16 protein-coding genes are annotated in these 15243 nt (G+C 69.9%); 7 read left to right on the forward strand and 9 right to left on the reverse strand.

Annotated features, from left to right (window positions below):
- Positions 1 to 138 precede the first annotated feature (138 nt).
- Complete coding sequence (locus AC30CM_RS25705) at positions 139 to 345, forward strand: hypothetical protein (protein WP_490119743.1); 207 nt, start codon at positions 139 to 141, stop codon at positions 343 to 345.
- Positions 346 to 569: 224 nt separating this feature from the next.
- Complete coding sequence (locus AC30CM_RS25710) at positions 570 to 788, forward strand: hypothetical protein (protein ID WP_490119744.1); 219 nt, start codon at positions 570 to 572, stop codon at positions 786 to 788.
- Positions 789 to 800: 12 nt separating this feature from the next.
- Here AC30CM_RS25710 and AC30CM_RS25715 read toward each other — a convergent pair whose 3' ends face one another.
- The 5 genes from AC30CM_RS25715 to AC30CM_RS25735 all read right to left on the reverse strand — a co-directional run bounded on the left by AC30CM_RS25715 (position 801) and on the right by AC30CM_RS25735 (position 5994).
- A complete protein-coding gene (locus tag AC30CM_RS25715) occupies positions 801 to 1217 on the reverse strand; it encodes a TIGR03618 family F420-dependent PPOX class oxidoreductase (protein WP_490119745.1) in 417 nt (138 codons plus the stop codon).
- A 49-nt stretch (positions 1218 to 1266) separates the two neighbouring features.
- The gene (locus tag AC30CM_RS25720) at positions 1267 to 3627 is read right to left on the reverse strand and encodes a putative bifunctional diguanylate cyclase/phosphodiesterase (RefSeq protein ID WP_490119746.1); all 2361 of its coding nucleotides are present in this window, start codon (positions 3625 to 3627) and stop codon (positions 1267 to 1269) included.
- 86 nt (positions 3628 to 3713) lie between these two features.
- Entirely contained in the window at positions 3714 to 4796 is a 1083-nt protein-coding gene (locus AC30CM_RS25725) for an aldo/keto reductase (RefSeq protein WP_490119747.1), read from the reverse strand.
- A 9-nt stretch (positions 4797 to 4805) separates the two neighbouring features.
- Positions 4806 to 5582 (reverse strand): SDR family NAD(P)-dependent oxidoreductase, encoded by a 777-nt coding sequence (locus AC30CM_RS25730; protein ID WP_490119748.1) that lies wholly within the window; start codon positions 5580 to 5582, stop codon positions 4806 to 4808.
- 64 nt (positions 5583 to 5646) lie between these two features.
- Positions 5647 to 5994 carry a hypothetical protein gene (locus AC30CM_RS25735; protein WP_490119749.1) on the reverse strand — a complete coding sequence of 116 codons (348 nt, stop codon included), beginning with the start codon at positions 5992 to 5994 and terminating at the stop codon, positions 5647 to 5649.
- 287 nt (positions 5995 to 6281) lie between these two features.
- Here AC30CM_RS25735 and AC30CM_RS25740 point away from each other — a divergent pair, with 287 nt between their 5' ends.
- From AC30CM_RS25740 to AC30CM_RS25750, 3 genes are read left to right on the forward strand one after another with little or no spacing between them, the layout of a single operon-like run.
- The gene (locus AC30CM_RS25740) at positions 6282 to 6524 is read left to right on the forward strand and encodes a BatC protein (protein WP_490119750.1); all 243 of its coding nucleotides are present in this window, start codon (positions 6282 to 6284) and stop codon (positions 6522 to 6524) included.
- A 39-nt stretch (positions 6525 to 6563) separates the two neighbouring features.
- Positions 6564 to 7775, forward strand: a complete 1212-nt coding sequence (locus AC30CM_RS25745) for a cupin domain-containing protein (RefSeq protein ID WP_490119751.1) — start codon at positions 6564 to 6566, stop codon at positions 7773 to 7775.
- Positions 7772 to 8683 (forward strand): ferredoxin family protein, encoded by a 912-nt coding sequence (locus tag AC30CM_RS25750; RefSeq protein ID WP_490119752.1) that lies wholly within the window; start codon positions 7772 to 7774, stop codon positions 8681 to 8683. The genes AC30CM_RS25745 and AC30CM_RS25750 overlap by 4 nt, the downstream gene beginning before the upstream one ends.
- Here AC30CM_RS25750 and AC30CM_RS25755 read toward each other — a convergent pair whose 3' ends face one another.
- Genes AC30CM_RS25755 through AC30CM_RS25765 form a run of 3 tightly spaced genes read right to left on the reverse strand, consistent with a single transcriptional unit; the run spans position 8684 to position 12470 of the window.
- Complete coding sequence (locus AC30CM_RS25755) at positions 8684 to 9154, reverse strand: hypothetical protein (RefSeq protein ID WP_490119753.1); 471 nt, start codon at positions 9152 to 9154, stop codon at positions 8684 to 8686.
- Positions 9151 to 11958, reverse strand: coding sequence for an MMPL/RND family transporter (locus tag AC30CM_RS25760; RefSeq protein WP_490119758.1), 2808 nt, complete (start codon positions 11956 to 11958; stop codon positions 9151 to 9153). The genes AC30CM_RS25755 and AC30CM_RS25760 overlap by 4 nt, the downstream gene beginning before the upstream one ends.
- Before the next feature lie 35 nt (positions 11959 to 11993).
- Positions 11994 to 12470: an MmpS family transport accessory protein gene (locus AC30CM_RS25765; RefSeq protein ID WP_490119754.1), complete on the reverse strand. Its 477-nt coding sequence runs from the start codon at positions 12468 to 12470 to the stop codon at positions 11994 to 11996.
- A gap of 242 nt (positions 12471 to 12712) precedes the next feature.
- Between AC30CM_RS25765 and AC30CM_RS25770 the strand changes: the two genes are divergently transcribed.
- Positions 12713 to 13174 (forward strand): MarR family winged helix-turn-helix transcriptional regulator, encoded by a 462-nt coding sequence (locus AC30CM_RS25770; RefSeq protein ID WP_490119755.1) that lies wholly within the window; start codon positions 12713 to 12715, stop codon positions 13172 to 13174.
- A 3-nt stretch (positions 13175 to 13177) separates the two neighbouring features.
- Positions 13178 to 14191 carry a D-2-hydroxyacid dehydrogenase gene (locus tag AC30CM_RS25775; RefSeq protein WP_490119756.1) on the forward strand — a complete coding sequence of 338 codons (1014 nt, stop codon included), beginning with the start codon at positions 13178 to 13180 and terminating at the stop codon, positions 14189 to 14191.
- On the opposite strand, the gene AC30CM_RS25780 is transcribed toward AC30CM_RS25775, so the two are convergent.
- Positions 14188 to 15243 (reverse strand): glycoside hydrolase family 183 protein (locus tag AC30CM_RS25780; protein WP_490119757.1); only part of this gene is annotated, 1056 nt, incomplete at its 5' end. The genes AC30CM_RS25775 and AC30CM_RS25780 overlap by 4 nt on opposite strands.

Below are 15243 nucleotides of genomic sequence, written 5' to 3' on the forward strand. Positions count from 1 at the left end.
CCACCCGCGCCCGCGGAGGCGCCGCCGGGTCCTGCTTCGGCGCCCGCCCCCGGAACGGTGGCGCTGGCGCCACCCTCACCGGCGCCCGCGCCCGGGGCGGGAGCACCCGTGGTCTCGGTGGGCATCATGGAGGTCTCCATGGGGGCCGTGGTGGTCATGGGGGCCGTGGTGGTCGTCACGGCGGTGGTCGAGGTCGTGCTGCTCGTCGTCGACGAATCGCCGCCGTCGCTACCACCGCAGGCGGTGACGCTCAGGGCAACCGCGGCGGCCAGTGCTGCGGCAACGGATAAACAACGGGGGGTACGGCTGTCGGCCATCTCTGCTTCTCGCTTCGGTCGGCGGTGACTTGCAGGTAGGGCAATACCCACCTCGTCGGAATTTCACGCCCCCGATACGAAAGAACCTGCCGGCGGGTTCATCGACGTGACGAGGATCATGGCGCCGCCGACGGGTGATGTCGATGGAATGGCTTGTCCCTCATGGTCGTTCACATAGGGGTACGGACGACCGAACGTGTGAGCCGCGCGAAGAGAACGCGTGACCCACGGAGCAGAAGGACACCCCATCCCATGACTTCCACCATCCGCCGCCTGGCGCCGCTGGCCGCGCCGCTGGCCGTCGCCGGCCTGCTGGCACTGGCCCCCACCGCGGGCGCCGCGCCCCTGACGTGCACCGACCTGGGTTCGGCGACGCAGTGCGTCAAGCCGGGCAACAGCCAGCTGATCGCGACGCCGCCGGTGGTCGCCCAGCCGCCGCAGATCATCATCATCCACCGCGACCGCAGGTAGCGCGGCCGCAGCTCAGCCCGGCTGGTCGTTGTTCTTCTGGGCGCCCCACCCGTGTACTCGGTCGATCTCGACCAGCGCACTCACGCGCGGCCGGTCGCGGCGTGGGTACTGGTCGCCGGTGTAGTGCCGTGACAGCGCGTCGATGTCGGCGAGGCCCTCGTCGTCGTACAGTTCCACGACGCGCCCGATCACGGTTACGTGGGTGTACCAGTCCGATTCGTCGATGACGGTGAGCGAGACCCGCGGGTCGTTGCGGATGTGCTCGAGGCGCTTGCGTCCGGCGTCCATGTTCACCAGCACCCGGTCGTCGCGCATCAGGTACCACGTGGCGGCGGTCACCGGCTGGCCGTCGCGGCGCGTGGTGGCGATGACGGCGGGGTTGGCCTTGGCGAGCATCGCGCGGGCATCGGGGGAGAGGGTCTTCGACATGCCGGTGAGGTTCCTCGTCACGACCCCGTCGAAACTCCCGCCCGTCGCCTCACCGCGTGACGTGGGCGGCGTCCTCACCTCCGGGGGCGCCAGCCGGTCCGCCGGGAAACGTCAGCGGCCGCACGTCCAGGACCCGATCCGCGGTCACGGGACGACTGCAGAAGTAACCCTGGAGCACGTCGCAGCCGCGAGTCGCCAGTCGCTCGGCGGTCGCGGCGTCTTCGACGCCCTCAGCGACGCACGTCATGTCCAGCCGGTGAGCCAGGTCGATGATCGCGCAGACGATGGCCTCGGCGTGATCGTCGGTGAGGATCGGGGCAATGAACTGCCGGTCGAGTTTCAGCTCGTCGATGGGTAGTTCCCGCAGATAGCTCAACGCCGAGTAGCCGCTGCCGAAGTCGTCGATCGCGATGCGGATGCCGTTGCCGCGCAACATGTCCAACACGGCGCGGGCGCGTTGGGTGTTGCCCAGCAGGAAGTCCTCGGTGATCTCCACCGTGAGGCACGCGGTGGGCAGCGCGTGCTCCGCGAACACCCCGACGATGCGGTTCGGCAACTCGACGTCGACCAGCGACGGCGGAAACAGGTTGACGGCGACCGGGACGTCGCGGCCCGCGGTGCGCCACGCCACGGCGTCGCGGACCGCGCGGTCGACGACGGCCTCGGTGAGCGCGCCCATCAGCCCGTTCTGCCGCGCGAGTGGAAGGAAGTCGGCCGGCATCAGCAACCCGCGGTCCGGGTGCTCCCAGCGGACCAGGGCCTCGACGCCGACGACGGCGCCGGTGCGCACCGCGAACTTCGGCTGGTAGACCACGCCGAGGTCGCCGCCGTCGATGGCCCGTCGCAGCTGCGCGAACAGTTGCAGACCAGCCGTGCCGCTGCGCGGGGCCGGCAACGCGGGCCGATCCTGCGCCGGCGCCACCTCACGGGGATCGATGAGTTCCATGTCCGCGGTGAACGGTGCCACGCCCCCGTGCTGGCTGCGCTTGGCGGCGTACATCGCGAGGTCGGCGTGTTTGAGCACCAGATCGGCCCCCGCCTCGGCGTCGCCGTCGACGTGCGCGACGGCCACCCCGACGCTCGGGCGCATGAAGACGTCGTGTCCCTCGATGACGAAGGGTTCGTCGAAGCCGTCGAAGATGCGGTGGGCGACCTCGAGCGCGCGGTCGGCGCCGAACTCGACGAGCACCGCGAATTCGTCGCCGCCCACCCTGGCGACGGTGTCGGTGGCGTTGGTGGCGCCCACGATGCGCACGGCGATGGCGCCGAGCAGCGCATCGCCCGCCGGATGGCCCAGCGAATCGTTGACGAGTTTGAAGTCGTCGAGGTCGATCGACAGCACGGCCACGTCGTGGCCGTCGCGCTGGTGCATCGCGAGCGCATGGGTGAGCCGGTCACGGAACAGCGCGCGGTTGGCGAGCCCGGTCAACGGGTCGCGCAGCGCCTGCTCGACGATGGTCTGCATCAGCCTGCGGTTCTCCTCGGCCACCAGGTACTGCCGGGTCAGCACCGCGAACACCACCGACAGCGACGTGGCCAGCACCACGGTCGATCCGTCACCGGTGACCACGAACACCGTGGCCACCGGCAGGAACACGTACGGCAGCGACGACGCCAGCCGCGACGGTGGTCGCGCCGAACCCAGGGTGAACGCCCCCGAGCGGTACCCGAGCATGGCGGCCACCGCGAGCAGCAGCAGACCAGCCAGCCACCCGACGTCCGTGACACTGCCGGTGGTGTATTCGTCGTCGGCTTCCTGCAGCACGAACACGGCGTCGGACAGCGCCATGGTGGCGGCGGCCACCGCGAACACCGCCACCACGAACCGCTGACCGGGCAGGGCGCGCGTCAGCAACAGCGTCGCCGTCGTCATCAACACGATGTCGGCCACCGGGTAGGCGACCGACACCGCGAGCCCCAGCGTCGGCGCGCCATCCTGCCGGATGACCCCGTCGAGGCCCAGCGCCCAGAAGATGACGAACAGCGATCCGGCGACGGTCAACGCGTCGAGCAGCAGCCGCGCCTGGGACAGCCCGACACTGCCGACCGGCAGCAGGATCAGCGCGGCCGTGGCCGCCAGCGGGAACGTGAGGTAGCAGGCGTCGGCGATCGACGGGAACGGCGCCTGGCCGCCCGACGCCATCTCGTGACCGGCCCAGACCGCGTCACCGCAGAACCAGCCGAACACGGCCAGCGTCATGGTGAGCCACGCCCAGCGCGCGCGGCCGTGATGGGTCCGCGCGGTCGCCGCGCAACAGGCCATCGTGACCGCGCCCGCGAGGAGCGACCCGAAGTCGCTGACCACCCGGACGGTGGGCTCGCCGCCCCACCCGGCCGTCAGCCAGGCGGTGTACGTCGCGAACCCGACGGCCAACGCGGCGCATGCGGCGATCAGCCGCGACCGCGGCACGCCGCCTCCGTCTCGCCGCGCCTGCCTCCCCGGCCGGGGTCAGGCCGCCGCGGCCACGGCCCGTGCACGGCGACTTCCCGACGTCCTCAGACGTCCGAACTCTCGCGCCACAGATCGATGCCGGACTCGGAGGCGTACGCATCGATCTCGGTCAGCTCCGCCTCGCTGAACGCGAGGTTGTCCAAGGCGCCCAGGTTCTCCCGCAGTTGCTCCACGCTCGAGGCGCCCACCAACGTCGACGCGACGGCCGGGTCGCGCAGCACCCAGGCCAGCGCGAGCTGCGCCAACGATTGACCCCGGCGCTCGGCGATGGCGGCCAGGCCGCGCAGCCGGTCGACGACCTCCTCGGTGACCACCTCGTCGTCGAACGTCGGCCGCGCCGTCGCACGGTCGACGTCACCGGCGGGCTGCCGGAGGTACCGGTCGGTGAGCAGGCCCTGACCCAGCGCCGTGAAGGCGATGGCGCCCATGCCCGCCTCGCCCAGCGTCGAGACGAGGCCTCCCTCGATCCAACGGTTCAGCAGGGAGTACGACGGCTGGTGGATGACCAGCGGCGTACCCAGGCGACGCGCGATGGCGGCCGCCTCCGCGGTCTTGGCCGCGGAGTACGACGAGATGCCGACGTAGCGCGCCTTGCCCGAGCGCACCGCGGTGTCCAGTGCGCCGATGGTCTCCTCGAGCGGGGTGACGGGATCGATGCGATGGGAGTAGAAGACGTCGACGTAGTCGAGGCCCATCCGGTCGAGGGAGGCGTCGAGGCTGGACAGCAGATAGGTGCGTCCACCCAGCTGGCCGTACGGCCCCGGCCACATGTCCCAGCCGGCCTTCGTCGAGATCAGCAGTTCGTGTCGGTACGGCTTGAAGTCGCGCCGCAGCATCCGCCCGAAGTTCTCCTCCGCCGAACCGTACGGCGGGCCGTAGTTGTTGGCGAGGTCGAAATGCGTGATGCCGTGGTCGAACGCGTACCGCAGCACTTCCCGCTGCCCGTCGAACGGTCTGTTGTCGCCGAAGTTGTACCAGAGCCCCAGCGAGATGGCGGGCAGTAGCAGACCCGACGTGCCCACCCGGCGGTACGGCATGGCGTCGTACCGGTCGCGGGCGGCCACCCACGGATCGTTGGTGAAGGGGACGTCGGTGATCGCGAAGTCGCGTGCCAAGTCGTCGGCCATGGCCCGACCCTACTTCGGGGGCATCCGGATGCCGCCGTCGACGCGCACCACCTCGGCGTTCATGTACGAGTTGGTGATCAGCTCGAGGACCATCGACGCGAGTTCCTCGGGCTTGCCCAGCCGGTGCGGAAACAGCACGGACTCACCGAGTTTCGCCTTGAACGCCTCCGAGGCCTCGCCCTCGCCGTAGATCGGCGTGTCGATGAGGCCGGGCGCCACGGTGTTCACCCGGACGCCGACCGCCGACAGGTCGCGGGCCACCGGCAGCGTGAGCCCGACGACGCCGCCCTTCGACGACGAGTACGCGGCCTGACCGATCTGGCCGTCGAAGGCGGCCACGCTGGTCATGTTGACGATCGCGCCGCGCTCCCCGGTGTCGGTGGGGTCCAACCGGCTCATCGCGGTGGCCGCCAAGCGAATGCAGTCGAACGTCCCGACCAGGTTGATCGCCAACACCTTCTTGTAGGCGTCCAGGTCGTGCGCCGACGAGAACTCGCCGTCCTTGCCGATGGTGCGCTGCGCCCACCCGATGCCCGCGGAGTTCACCAGCGCCCGCAAGGGCCCGAGATCTGCCGCGGTGTTCACGGCGTCCTCGATGTTGGCCGTGTTGGTCACGTCGACCGAGACGAACGCGCCGCCGATCTCGTGGGCGAGTTCCTTGCCGCGCTCCTCCTGGAGGTCGGCGATGACGACCGTGGCGCCCCTGGCGGCCAATTGGCGGGCGGTGGCGGCCCCGATGCCCGAGGCTCCACCGGTGACGATTGCGCTAGCTCCGTTGATGTCCACGACGCCACCCTAGGGGCAGCGACGAGCGTGCGTGGGCACTATCGCCTGCCCGAGAGGCCGACCGTCAGGCGTATCGCGCCCGATAGACGCTGGGCTGTGCGCGGGGTCGCGGCGCCGTGGGCGCGGGTCCGATGACGTCGGCGGCGAAGCGGGTGTGTTCTGGTGGGCGATGCAGCGGAAACCGTCGCTGCCGTTCGTAGCGCTGATACGCCAGCCCCCTGGCGATCCCGATGGCGTCGCCGATGCGACCCCAGGTGACGCCGACGGCGCGTGCGTCGTCGACCGCCAGTTGCACCAGGTCCAAGGCCCGGGAGGCGGCCAGCCCCGTGGGTTGCCGGCACTCGCCGGCCAGTCGGTGGGCCTTGGCGATGCGGCGCAACGCCGCGGCGTGCACGTCTTCCTGATCAACCACGACACCCTCCCAGAGGCACCGTCGGTCTGCCCCGGGCTGGAGTGCAGACACGTCGCATGGTGGGTGCCCACGGCGTGTGATCGTCAAACGTGGGATCGTCGGACGCCGTTCCGTCGAACACCACAGTTCGAACGTCGGTGGGCAGCCGGGTGTTGCGGGCCGGGTGTCGCGGGCCGGGTTAGGCATGGTTTCCGTTTACCGATCCGCCGCGCGGGGCATCACCGCGCCGCCACGTTTGCGCAGCGTCGCTGCACCCAGCCCGGCGTGGCCTGGTAAGGAGAGATCTCATGGCGATCAACGACGACGACATCACGACCAGCGGCGCAGGCGGCGAGGGTCCGGCCGACGGTGGTTCGAACCCGGGTGGTCACGACGGCGGTGCCGACGGCAGCGCCGGCGAGGGTCCGGCCGACGGTGGTTCGAACCCGGGTGGTCACGACGGCGGTGCCGACGGCAGCGCCGGCGAGGGTCCGGCCGACGGTGGCTCGAACCCGGGTGGTCACGACGGCGGCGCGGACGGCAGCGCCTAGCCCCCACGGCCCCCACCGCCCACACCGCCCTCACACGGCATGCTGAATCGCTGCATCGGGACCGGCCCCCAGGAGTTCGCGCGAACTCACTGGGGGCGGTGCCCGCTGCTCACGCGCTCGGAGGCCCTGCCCCGAGACTTCACCGACCTGCTGTCACCGGCGGCCGTCGACGAACTCCTCGCCGCCCGCGGGGTCCGCGCGCCGTTCATCAGGGTCGCCAAGGACGGCCGGCTCGTCGGGCGCGAATCCTTCCTCGGCCCAGCAGGTTTCGGCGCCGAGATCGCCGACCAGGTGGACACTGGCAAGATGCTCGAGCAGTTCGCCGCGGGTGCGTCGATCGTGCTGCAGGGACTCCACCGCCTGTGGCCGCCGGTGATCGACTTCGTGCGCGCGCTGGTGACCGACCTGGGTCACCCCGTGCAGGCCAACGCCTACGTCACGCCCCCCGACAACCGCGGCTTCGACCCGCACTACGACGTCCACGACGTGTTCGTCCTGCAGGTCTCCGGCCACAAGGAGTGGACGGTGCACCGCCCCGTACACGCCGACCCGCTGCCCGACCAGCCGTGGACCGACCATCGCGCCGACGTCGAGCGCCGGGCCCACGACGAGCCGGTGATCGACACGGTGTTGGCCCCCGGTGACGCGCTCTACCTGCCACGCGGGTGGGTGCACTCGGCGCGGGCGCGGGAGGAACTGTCGATCCACCTCACGATCGGGGTCGAGCCACTGACCCGCTTCGACGTCGCCCGCGCGATCGTCGCCGAACTCGCAGGCACCGAAGAGTTCCGCGCCTCACTGCCCATCGCGGGCCACCGCACCAGGCGCGACGAGCTGGCGGCCGGCGCCGCCAAGGTGATGGCCGATCTCGCCGACGCGCTGCGAGACGGCAAACCCGAACTGGCGGAACGGGTTTCGCATCGTCTGATGCGGCGCTTCGCCGAGCGCACCCGTCCTGCCGCGGTCCGCCCGCTGGCCACGCTCGACGTCCTCGGGCGGGCGGGGACCGTGCCGGTCGCGCTCCGCGACGGGCTGGTGACCCACCTGGTCACCACCGACACCCGCGTGGCCCTGCGGTTGGCCGACCGCACCATCGAGTTCCCGCGATCGTGTGCGGACGCACTGACGAGGATCTGCGACGGCGCGACGGTGACGGCGTCGCAGCTTCCCGGCCTCGACGCCGCCGACGGCGAGGTCGTCATCCGTCGGCTGCTCCGCGAAGCGGTGGTGGTTCCGGCGGGCACCGGATGACGGCAGTTCGACGGCCGCCGTGCAGCGACCAGTCGATCGCGCGCGGCGACCCGATGTACGGTACGGCGTCGGCGGGCACCCGCTGGCTGCTGCTCGAGATCGACGGCCCCTGGGGGCATTCGGCCTTCTTCTCCTCGCCGACGATGCTCGAGCCCGCGTTGGGCCGCGCCATCGTGCGCCGGGCCGAAGCCGCGGGCATGCGGATCGCCGCCATCCGGCGCCACGGCAGACGTGCGCCGACGAGGCGGTGGCGCTGGTACGTCGCGCATGCCGAGCCCGGGGCGGAGACGTTGCTGCACGGCGAGGTGGACGGCGTCACCGACTACCTGGACGTCCCGCTGGACGGCGCGGGCGGCGAGCCCGTCGCGGGGCCGCTGGTGGCCGTGTGCGCCCACGGCAAGCACGACCAGTGCTGCGCGGTCCGCGGCCGGTCCGCCGTCGCGGCCATCGCGGCCGCCTACCCCGAGAACACCTGGGAGTGTTCGCATCTGGGCGGTGACCGGTTCGCCGCGACCATGCTGATCCTGCCCGAGGGACTGTGCTACGGCCGCGTCGACTCCACCGACGGGGCGGAGTTGGTGCGGCTGTACCAGGCCCGGCGGCTGGCGCCCGACCACCTGCGCGGGCGCACCTCGCTGCCGCACGCGGTCCAGGCGGCGCAGCACTTCGCCAGACAGACCCTCGGCGACGACCGCATCGACACGCTGGCGCCGGTGTCGGTCGACCGCAGCGACCCCGCCGGACCCGACCACCCCGGCCACGTGGTGCACGTCGTGCTCGATCACGAGACGGGCCCGCTGGCCGTCACCATCGGCGAGCAGATGTCCGAACCGCTGCTGTCGCAGTGCAGCGCCACCGTCGAGGGGCGCGTGCGCACCTACCGGCTGCTGGACCTGCGGCGGGGCTGACTACCCGACGGCTTCCGGCCGGCGCACGTCGGCGGTGGCCAGCCGCTTCCTCAAGCGTGCGGACTTGCGCATCTGGATGACGAGGTTGGTCGACGTGATCATCGGGATGAAGCCCAGGAAGGTGCGCTCCGACGGCGTGTGCCCGTGCAGATACTCCAGGCTGCCGAACACGTAGAAGATCCCCATCGTCATGAACGCGGCGGGCACCGTGTAGGCCAGCGGCGACCGGCGCACGTCGATGATGCGCGCCGCGAGATGCCACTCGTCCTCCGACATCGATTCACCCTTGCGGAGTTTGCGCAGCGCCTGCTGGAAGCCGTGCAGGTCGTCGCTTCCGGGAATGGCCCGCAGCGCCAGCAATCGCCGGGTGTAGACGAACGCGCACGAGGCCAGGACGACCTCGACGCCGAGCGCGACGAACATCAGCAGGCCCCACAGGCCCAGACCGGAGGTGTGCGTGCTCAGGTTCATCGCGGCACCGCCAGGAAGTGGGTGGGCAACGGTCGCGAGCGCACCAGGGTGGGCCACCAGAACCACGGTCCCAGAATGCGGATCAGGCACGGTACGACGAACGACCGCACGACGAGGGTGTCCAGCAGCAGACCGATGCACACCGTCGAACCCACCTGCGCGATGGTCTTCAGATCGCTGGCCAGCATCGCGAGCATGGTGAACGCGAACACCAGCCCCGCCGAGGTCACCACGCCGCCCGTGCTCCCCAGGGCGCGGATGAGACCCGTGTGCAATGCGGTGCGCTGCATGCCGATGCCGATCTCCTCGCGGACCCTGGCGATGAGCAGCAGGTTGTAGTCCGATCCCACCGCCACCAGGATCACGAACGTGATGGGGAGCACCAGCCAGTGCAGGTGCAGTCCGATCAGGTGCTGCCACACCAGGATCGACAGACCGAAGGCGCCGGCGAAGGAGAAGGCCACCGTACCGGGGATGACGAGCGCGGCCATCAGGCTGCGCGTGAGCACCAGCATGATCAGGAAGATCAGCACGAATGCGGCGATCGCCACGATCTTCAGGTCGGAGGCGGCGTACTTCTGGATGTCCTGGTTGTTGGCCGCGGCACCACCCACGTAGATTCGCGCCCCGGCCAGCGACGTCTCCTTCAGCGCAGCCTTCACCGCGTCCGGGAACTGCTGCACGTGCGTGATGCCCTCTGGCGCCATGGCATTGCCCTCGTGCGTGATGACGAACCGGGCGGCCATGCCGTCGGGCGACATCATCAACCGCATCCCCGTCTTGACGTCTTCGTTGTCGAAACCCTCACGGGGCATGTAGAAGTAGTCGTCACTGCGCGACTTGTCGAAGTCGTTGCCCACGTTGATCTGGTCGTCGAAGGTCTGGTCGGTCTGGGTGGACTGCAGGTGCGCCGGACCGTAGTTGGCCACGATGATCGCCTGGATGGCCTGCGTCTCGTCGCGCTGGATCTTCAACTGGGCGACCATCTGCGGCATCAGCGCGTTGACCGCCTGGAAGTCGGCGACGGCGGCGTGGATCTGTTCGTCGAGCGCATCGATCCCGTCCAGCCCGTCGAACAGCGACTTCATGGCGTAGCAGACGGGGATGTCGTAACAGTGTGGCTCCCAGTAGAAGTACGCCTTGAGCGGGCGGAAGGTGTCGTCGAGGTTGGCGATGTCGGCGTTGACCTCGTCGGTGACCTGCTGCAGGTTCTCGAGCGTGAGCACCGTCGTGTTCAGGTCGTCGGCCAGCTTCTGGGTCAGGTCGATGGTCTTCCCGAGCGTGGCCACCGTGTCGGCCTGGACCTGCGCCTGCTGATCGGTGTTGGCGTTCTGGCGCTCGTTGAACGGCAACTGCTGGCCCGCGGCGCCGCCCTGCACCGTGAACAGATAGGGCACGTTGGCGTGATCCAGAGGGCGCCCGAGCGGACGCGTGATGCTTTGCACCATGGCCACCCCCGGCAACCGGATCAACTCCTTGGCCACGCGGTCCAGCGAGATGAAGTCCGCGGAATTGCGCATGTCGTGGTCGCTTTCGACCATCAACATCTCGGTGAACAGCTTGCTGGGCGGAAAGTGCCGATCCGAGGCCGCGAAGCCCTCGTTGGCGGCGCCGGAAGCCGGCTGATAGGCGCGGTCGTCGTAGCTGACGGAGTACGACGGCACGAAGATGGCCCCCAGCATCACCACCGCCGTGCTGGCCGCCAAGATGGGTACGGGCCACCGCACCACGCTGGCGCCGATGCGGCGATACAGCCGGCCGCCCGTCGCGTGCCTGGGATCGAAGAGCCCGAACAGGCTGCCCAGCGCGAGCAACGCGGGCGCCAGGGTCAGTGCTGCCGCGATGGTGAACAGCATGCTGATCGCGACCGCGGGACCCATCGTGTGGAAGTAGTCGAGGCGCGCGAAACTCAAGCAGAAGCACGACCCGGCGATGGTCAACCCGGAGCCGATGACGATGGGCGCCACCCCGCGGTACGCGGTGTAGTAGGCCTCCTCGCGGGTCTCGCCGAGCCGGCGCGCCTCGTGGTAACGCCCCAGCAGGAAGATGCCGTAGTCGGTGCCGGCGCCCAGCGTCAGCGACACCACGATGTTCACGGCGAACGACGACATGGGGATGACGCCGTAGTGGCCCAGCGTCGACACCAGCCCCTTGGCGATGAGGATCTCGAACAGCACGCTGTACATCGGCACGGCCACGTTGGTCAGCGACCGGTAGACCAGCAGCAGCATCACGAAGATCAACACGATCGTGACGATCGTGATGTTGTTCAGGCTGTCGTTGGCGATCGACAGCGTGTCCGAGGCCATGGGCGCGCTGCCGCTGACGTACACCCGCAGGCCCGGTGGCGCCGCGTCGTCGGCCACGATCTGGCGCACCGCCGCCACCGATTCGTTGGCCTGGATCTGCCCGACGTTGCCGGCCAGGCGCAGCAGCACGTAGGTCGCCTTGCCGTCGATGCTCTGGGCCCCGGCCGCCGTGATGGGCTTGCCCCACAGGTCCATCACGTACTGCACGTGCTCGCGGTCCTGCTGCAACCGCTGCACCAGGCCGTCGTAGTACCGGTGATCGGCGTCGTCGAGCGGATGGTCGGCCTCCAGCACCACCATGGTGAGGCTGGTCGAGTTCGACTCGCGGAACTTCTCGCCGATGTGCAGCAGCGCGTACTGCGACGGTGCGTACGTGGGCACCTCGGGGCCGGCGAGTTCGGTCGCGACGTCCTCGACCTTCGGCACGAACGTGTTGGTCGTGATCGCGAACAGACCCCAGAAGACGATGATCGGGATCGCGAGCACGCGCACCATCCGGGGGACGAACGGCCGCTTCGCCTGATGCGCGCTCACGCGGACTTCACGCGGCACGTCACGTCGGCGTCCTGGCGCGTCGCCGATCGCTCGTCGCGCACGACGTCGTCGACGAGCATGCGGCAGCCGATCTGGCCGCCGTGCACCTGGGCCGAGATGCTGCCGGACACCACCGTCAGCGTGGTGGTCTCGGTGTGCGACCAGGGCAACTCGGTGAGGTCCACCTCGTGGGGGTGTCCGTCGATGTCGATGTAGTCCAGCAGGCCGCCGCTGCCGACGTCGCCGAACAGCTCGTAGGTCAGCCGCTTGGGCGTGAACTCCTCGGGCGCCTGCGGGGGAGGAACGGCGAGGACCGGCCCGGGAGCCGACCCCTGGTGCACCTTCCACATGCCGAGCGCACCCAGCGCCAGGGCCACCACCACGACCGTCGGAAGCCAGCCGCGCCGCAGCGCCCGCCGGCTGCGGGAGCCTTGCGTCGATCTGGGCACGAGCCCCCGCCGTTGATCCGCCATCGGCAAGATATATCCCATATGGGAAGCAGTGCTCAAGACGAACGCCGATCCCTCCAGCCGATTCACAGGAAGCAGCCCCGCTGTCGGGCGGTAAAGACGCCCGGATCGACACGTAATTCGCAGTGCAGCAGCATCATCGACATCCGATGTGATCACCCGGCCCGGAGGGCGCGTCGGCGACACAACCCCGGTGCAACGTCGAGCTGGGTGTATTAATTTCCCGTCAGTGATATGAATTGACGGTGACCGAAGCGCTCGACGGCGTGTCCGCCATCTCGACGATGATCGAGACCAGTACCGACCTGATGTGGCGCTACCTGGTGGACCGGGACGGTCTGAGTGCCAGTGCCACCCTGGTGCTCAACCGCCTCAACCGCGAGGGCCCCATGCGGCTGACCGCGCTCGCCGAGGCCGAGGGCGCCAGTCAGTCGGGCATGACCCAACTCGTGCAGCGACTGGAACGGCAAGGGCTGCTGGAACGTTGCAGCGATCCCGACGACGGCCGGGTCTCGCTGGTGATGGTGGGGGAGGCAGGCCGCCGGCTGTGGGCCCGGCGCGGCGACGTCCGCAAGCGCCGCATCGCCGACATGCTGGCCACGCTGTCCGACGACGACCAGGTGGCGCTGTGGTTGGCTGCTCAGGTGGCCGCCCGACTCCTCGACCAGATGCGCCGCGGCGTCGACTGCCCGACGCGGCGCGGATAGCCCGTGGCCGACCCCGGATCCACCCGCGTGATCGTCGTCCGGCACCCCGACACGGTGCTGGGCCCCGACGCCGACCCGCTGCACGCCGCTGCGCACGTGATCGAGGCGTTCGACGAGCCCACGCTGCGGGCGGCGCTGGCCGCCGGCGCCGACGTCGCGTTCGTCTGGGACTTCGACAGCGACCTGATGCGTCGAGTGGGGCCCGGGCCGCTGCGCTGGGTGCAGACCAGCAGCATCGGCGTCGACGCGTTGACGAGCGCCGAGTTCGCCGCGTCGTCGATCGCGATCACCAACACCCGTGGCGTGTTCGAACGCCCCATTGCCGAATGGGTACTGGCGGTGCTGCTGTACTTCGCCAAGGATCTCGGTCGCACCGTCGAGGCGCAGCGCGCCGCGCGCTGGGAACACCGCCTCACCGAGACGATCCACGGCAGGCGGGCGCTGGTGCTCGGCGCAGGCGGGGTGGGCCGGCAGACGGCCCTGCTGCTGCGCGCCGCGGGCATGGCGGTCGACGTGCTGGGCCGGCGCCCCCGCGCGGATGCCGAGCTGGGCCACGTGCACGGCGAAGACGATCTGGACCGCTTGCTGGCCGCGGCCGACGACGTGGTGGTGGCGCTGCCGCTGACGGCCGATACCACGCGGTTGGTGGATGCGCGCTTCTGGCAACGGACCCGGGCCGGCGTGCGCTTCGTCAACGTCGGCCGCGGCGCCCTGGTCGACGAGGACGCGCTGGTGACGGCGCTGCGCACCGGTCACGTCGCCGCCGCGGCGCTCGACGTGTTCACCACCGAGCCGCTGCCCGCCGAGCACCCGCTCTGGCGCATGCCCAACGTGCTGGTGTCACCGCACATGTCCGGCGACGTCGTCGACTACCGCGAGCAAGCCGTGCACCGCTTCCTGGACAACCTCGCGCGGTGGGTGTCGGGGGCGCCGCTGCGCGACCGGGTCGACCGTGCCCTGCTGCGCCCGCACGCGTCGGCCCAGGACGCGCGACCGCCGGATCGCGAAAACGGTTAGGGCAGCACCGTCTTCATCAGCATCACGTTGTAGGCCGACCACAGCGACAGGTTGTAGTACAGCTCCTTGCCCACCGACCACGGATGCAGGAACGGCGCATAGATGCCGCCCGGGATGTCGGCCGAGCGCACCAGCAATTGCTCTGGGCTCCACGGGCCCTGCGGTGCGGGCGCGGTCCGCATCACCACGTCGTTGGCCCCGTTGCAGTGCAGCATCAGATACTGCTTGAGATACGTGTTGTACTGCGCCGACAGCTCGCCGACGGGCCCGGGCACCACGGGCGTGGCGGCGGCGGGATTGGCGGGCACCCACGAATTCGAGTCGGCATTCCAGTACTCGTACTTCGACAGGTCTGGCACCTGGCCCGGCGCGACCCGCGCGACGTACGCCGAACCCACACGCCCGGAGGGGGTTCCGAACGTGTAGAGGTAGGGATCGTTGGGTCCGGGCTTGAGGAAGGCGCCCATCTGGAAGTTCTCGTTGCCGCCCGACGGCGGCCGGATGGTGCCGGGGTAGACACCCCACGTCTCGCCGTTGTCGGTCGAGGTGGCGATGGCCGAGAAGTTGGTCGACCACGCTCCTGGGTTGTCCCAGTTGCGAATCGACATGAAGTTGAGGAACTGGTTGCGGCCGACGGCGACGCCGGAGGTGGGGATGATCCCGGTCTCCTGCGGCGCGCGGCCGATGCTGTTGATGATCTGCTTGCTGATTCCGGGACGCCACACCGGCGAGCCCGAGTACGGATTGGCCACCACGCCGTCGGCCACCGCGACGGTACGTGCCAGTGACTTGTCCTGCGTCCGGAACAACGCGTTGTACCGCCACTGCTTGCCGGGAACGTCGCAGTAGCCATTGGTGTCGCCGAACGCCATCAACACCTGGTTGTTACTGGGATCGCCGTTGTCCCACATGATCCCGAGATCGGTCCCGGTGATGGCGAACCGCTCGATGGTCTTGTTCGGACTGTCGGGCCCGGTGACCCAGCCGACCAGGGACGTGCCCGCGGGCCCACTGGGCGCCGCGGCAGCCGCCGCGGGAGCCGGCGCGGGCTG

Source organism: Mycobacterium sp. DHQP2018-32-09, from assembly GCF_058148405.1.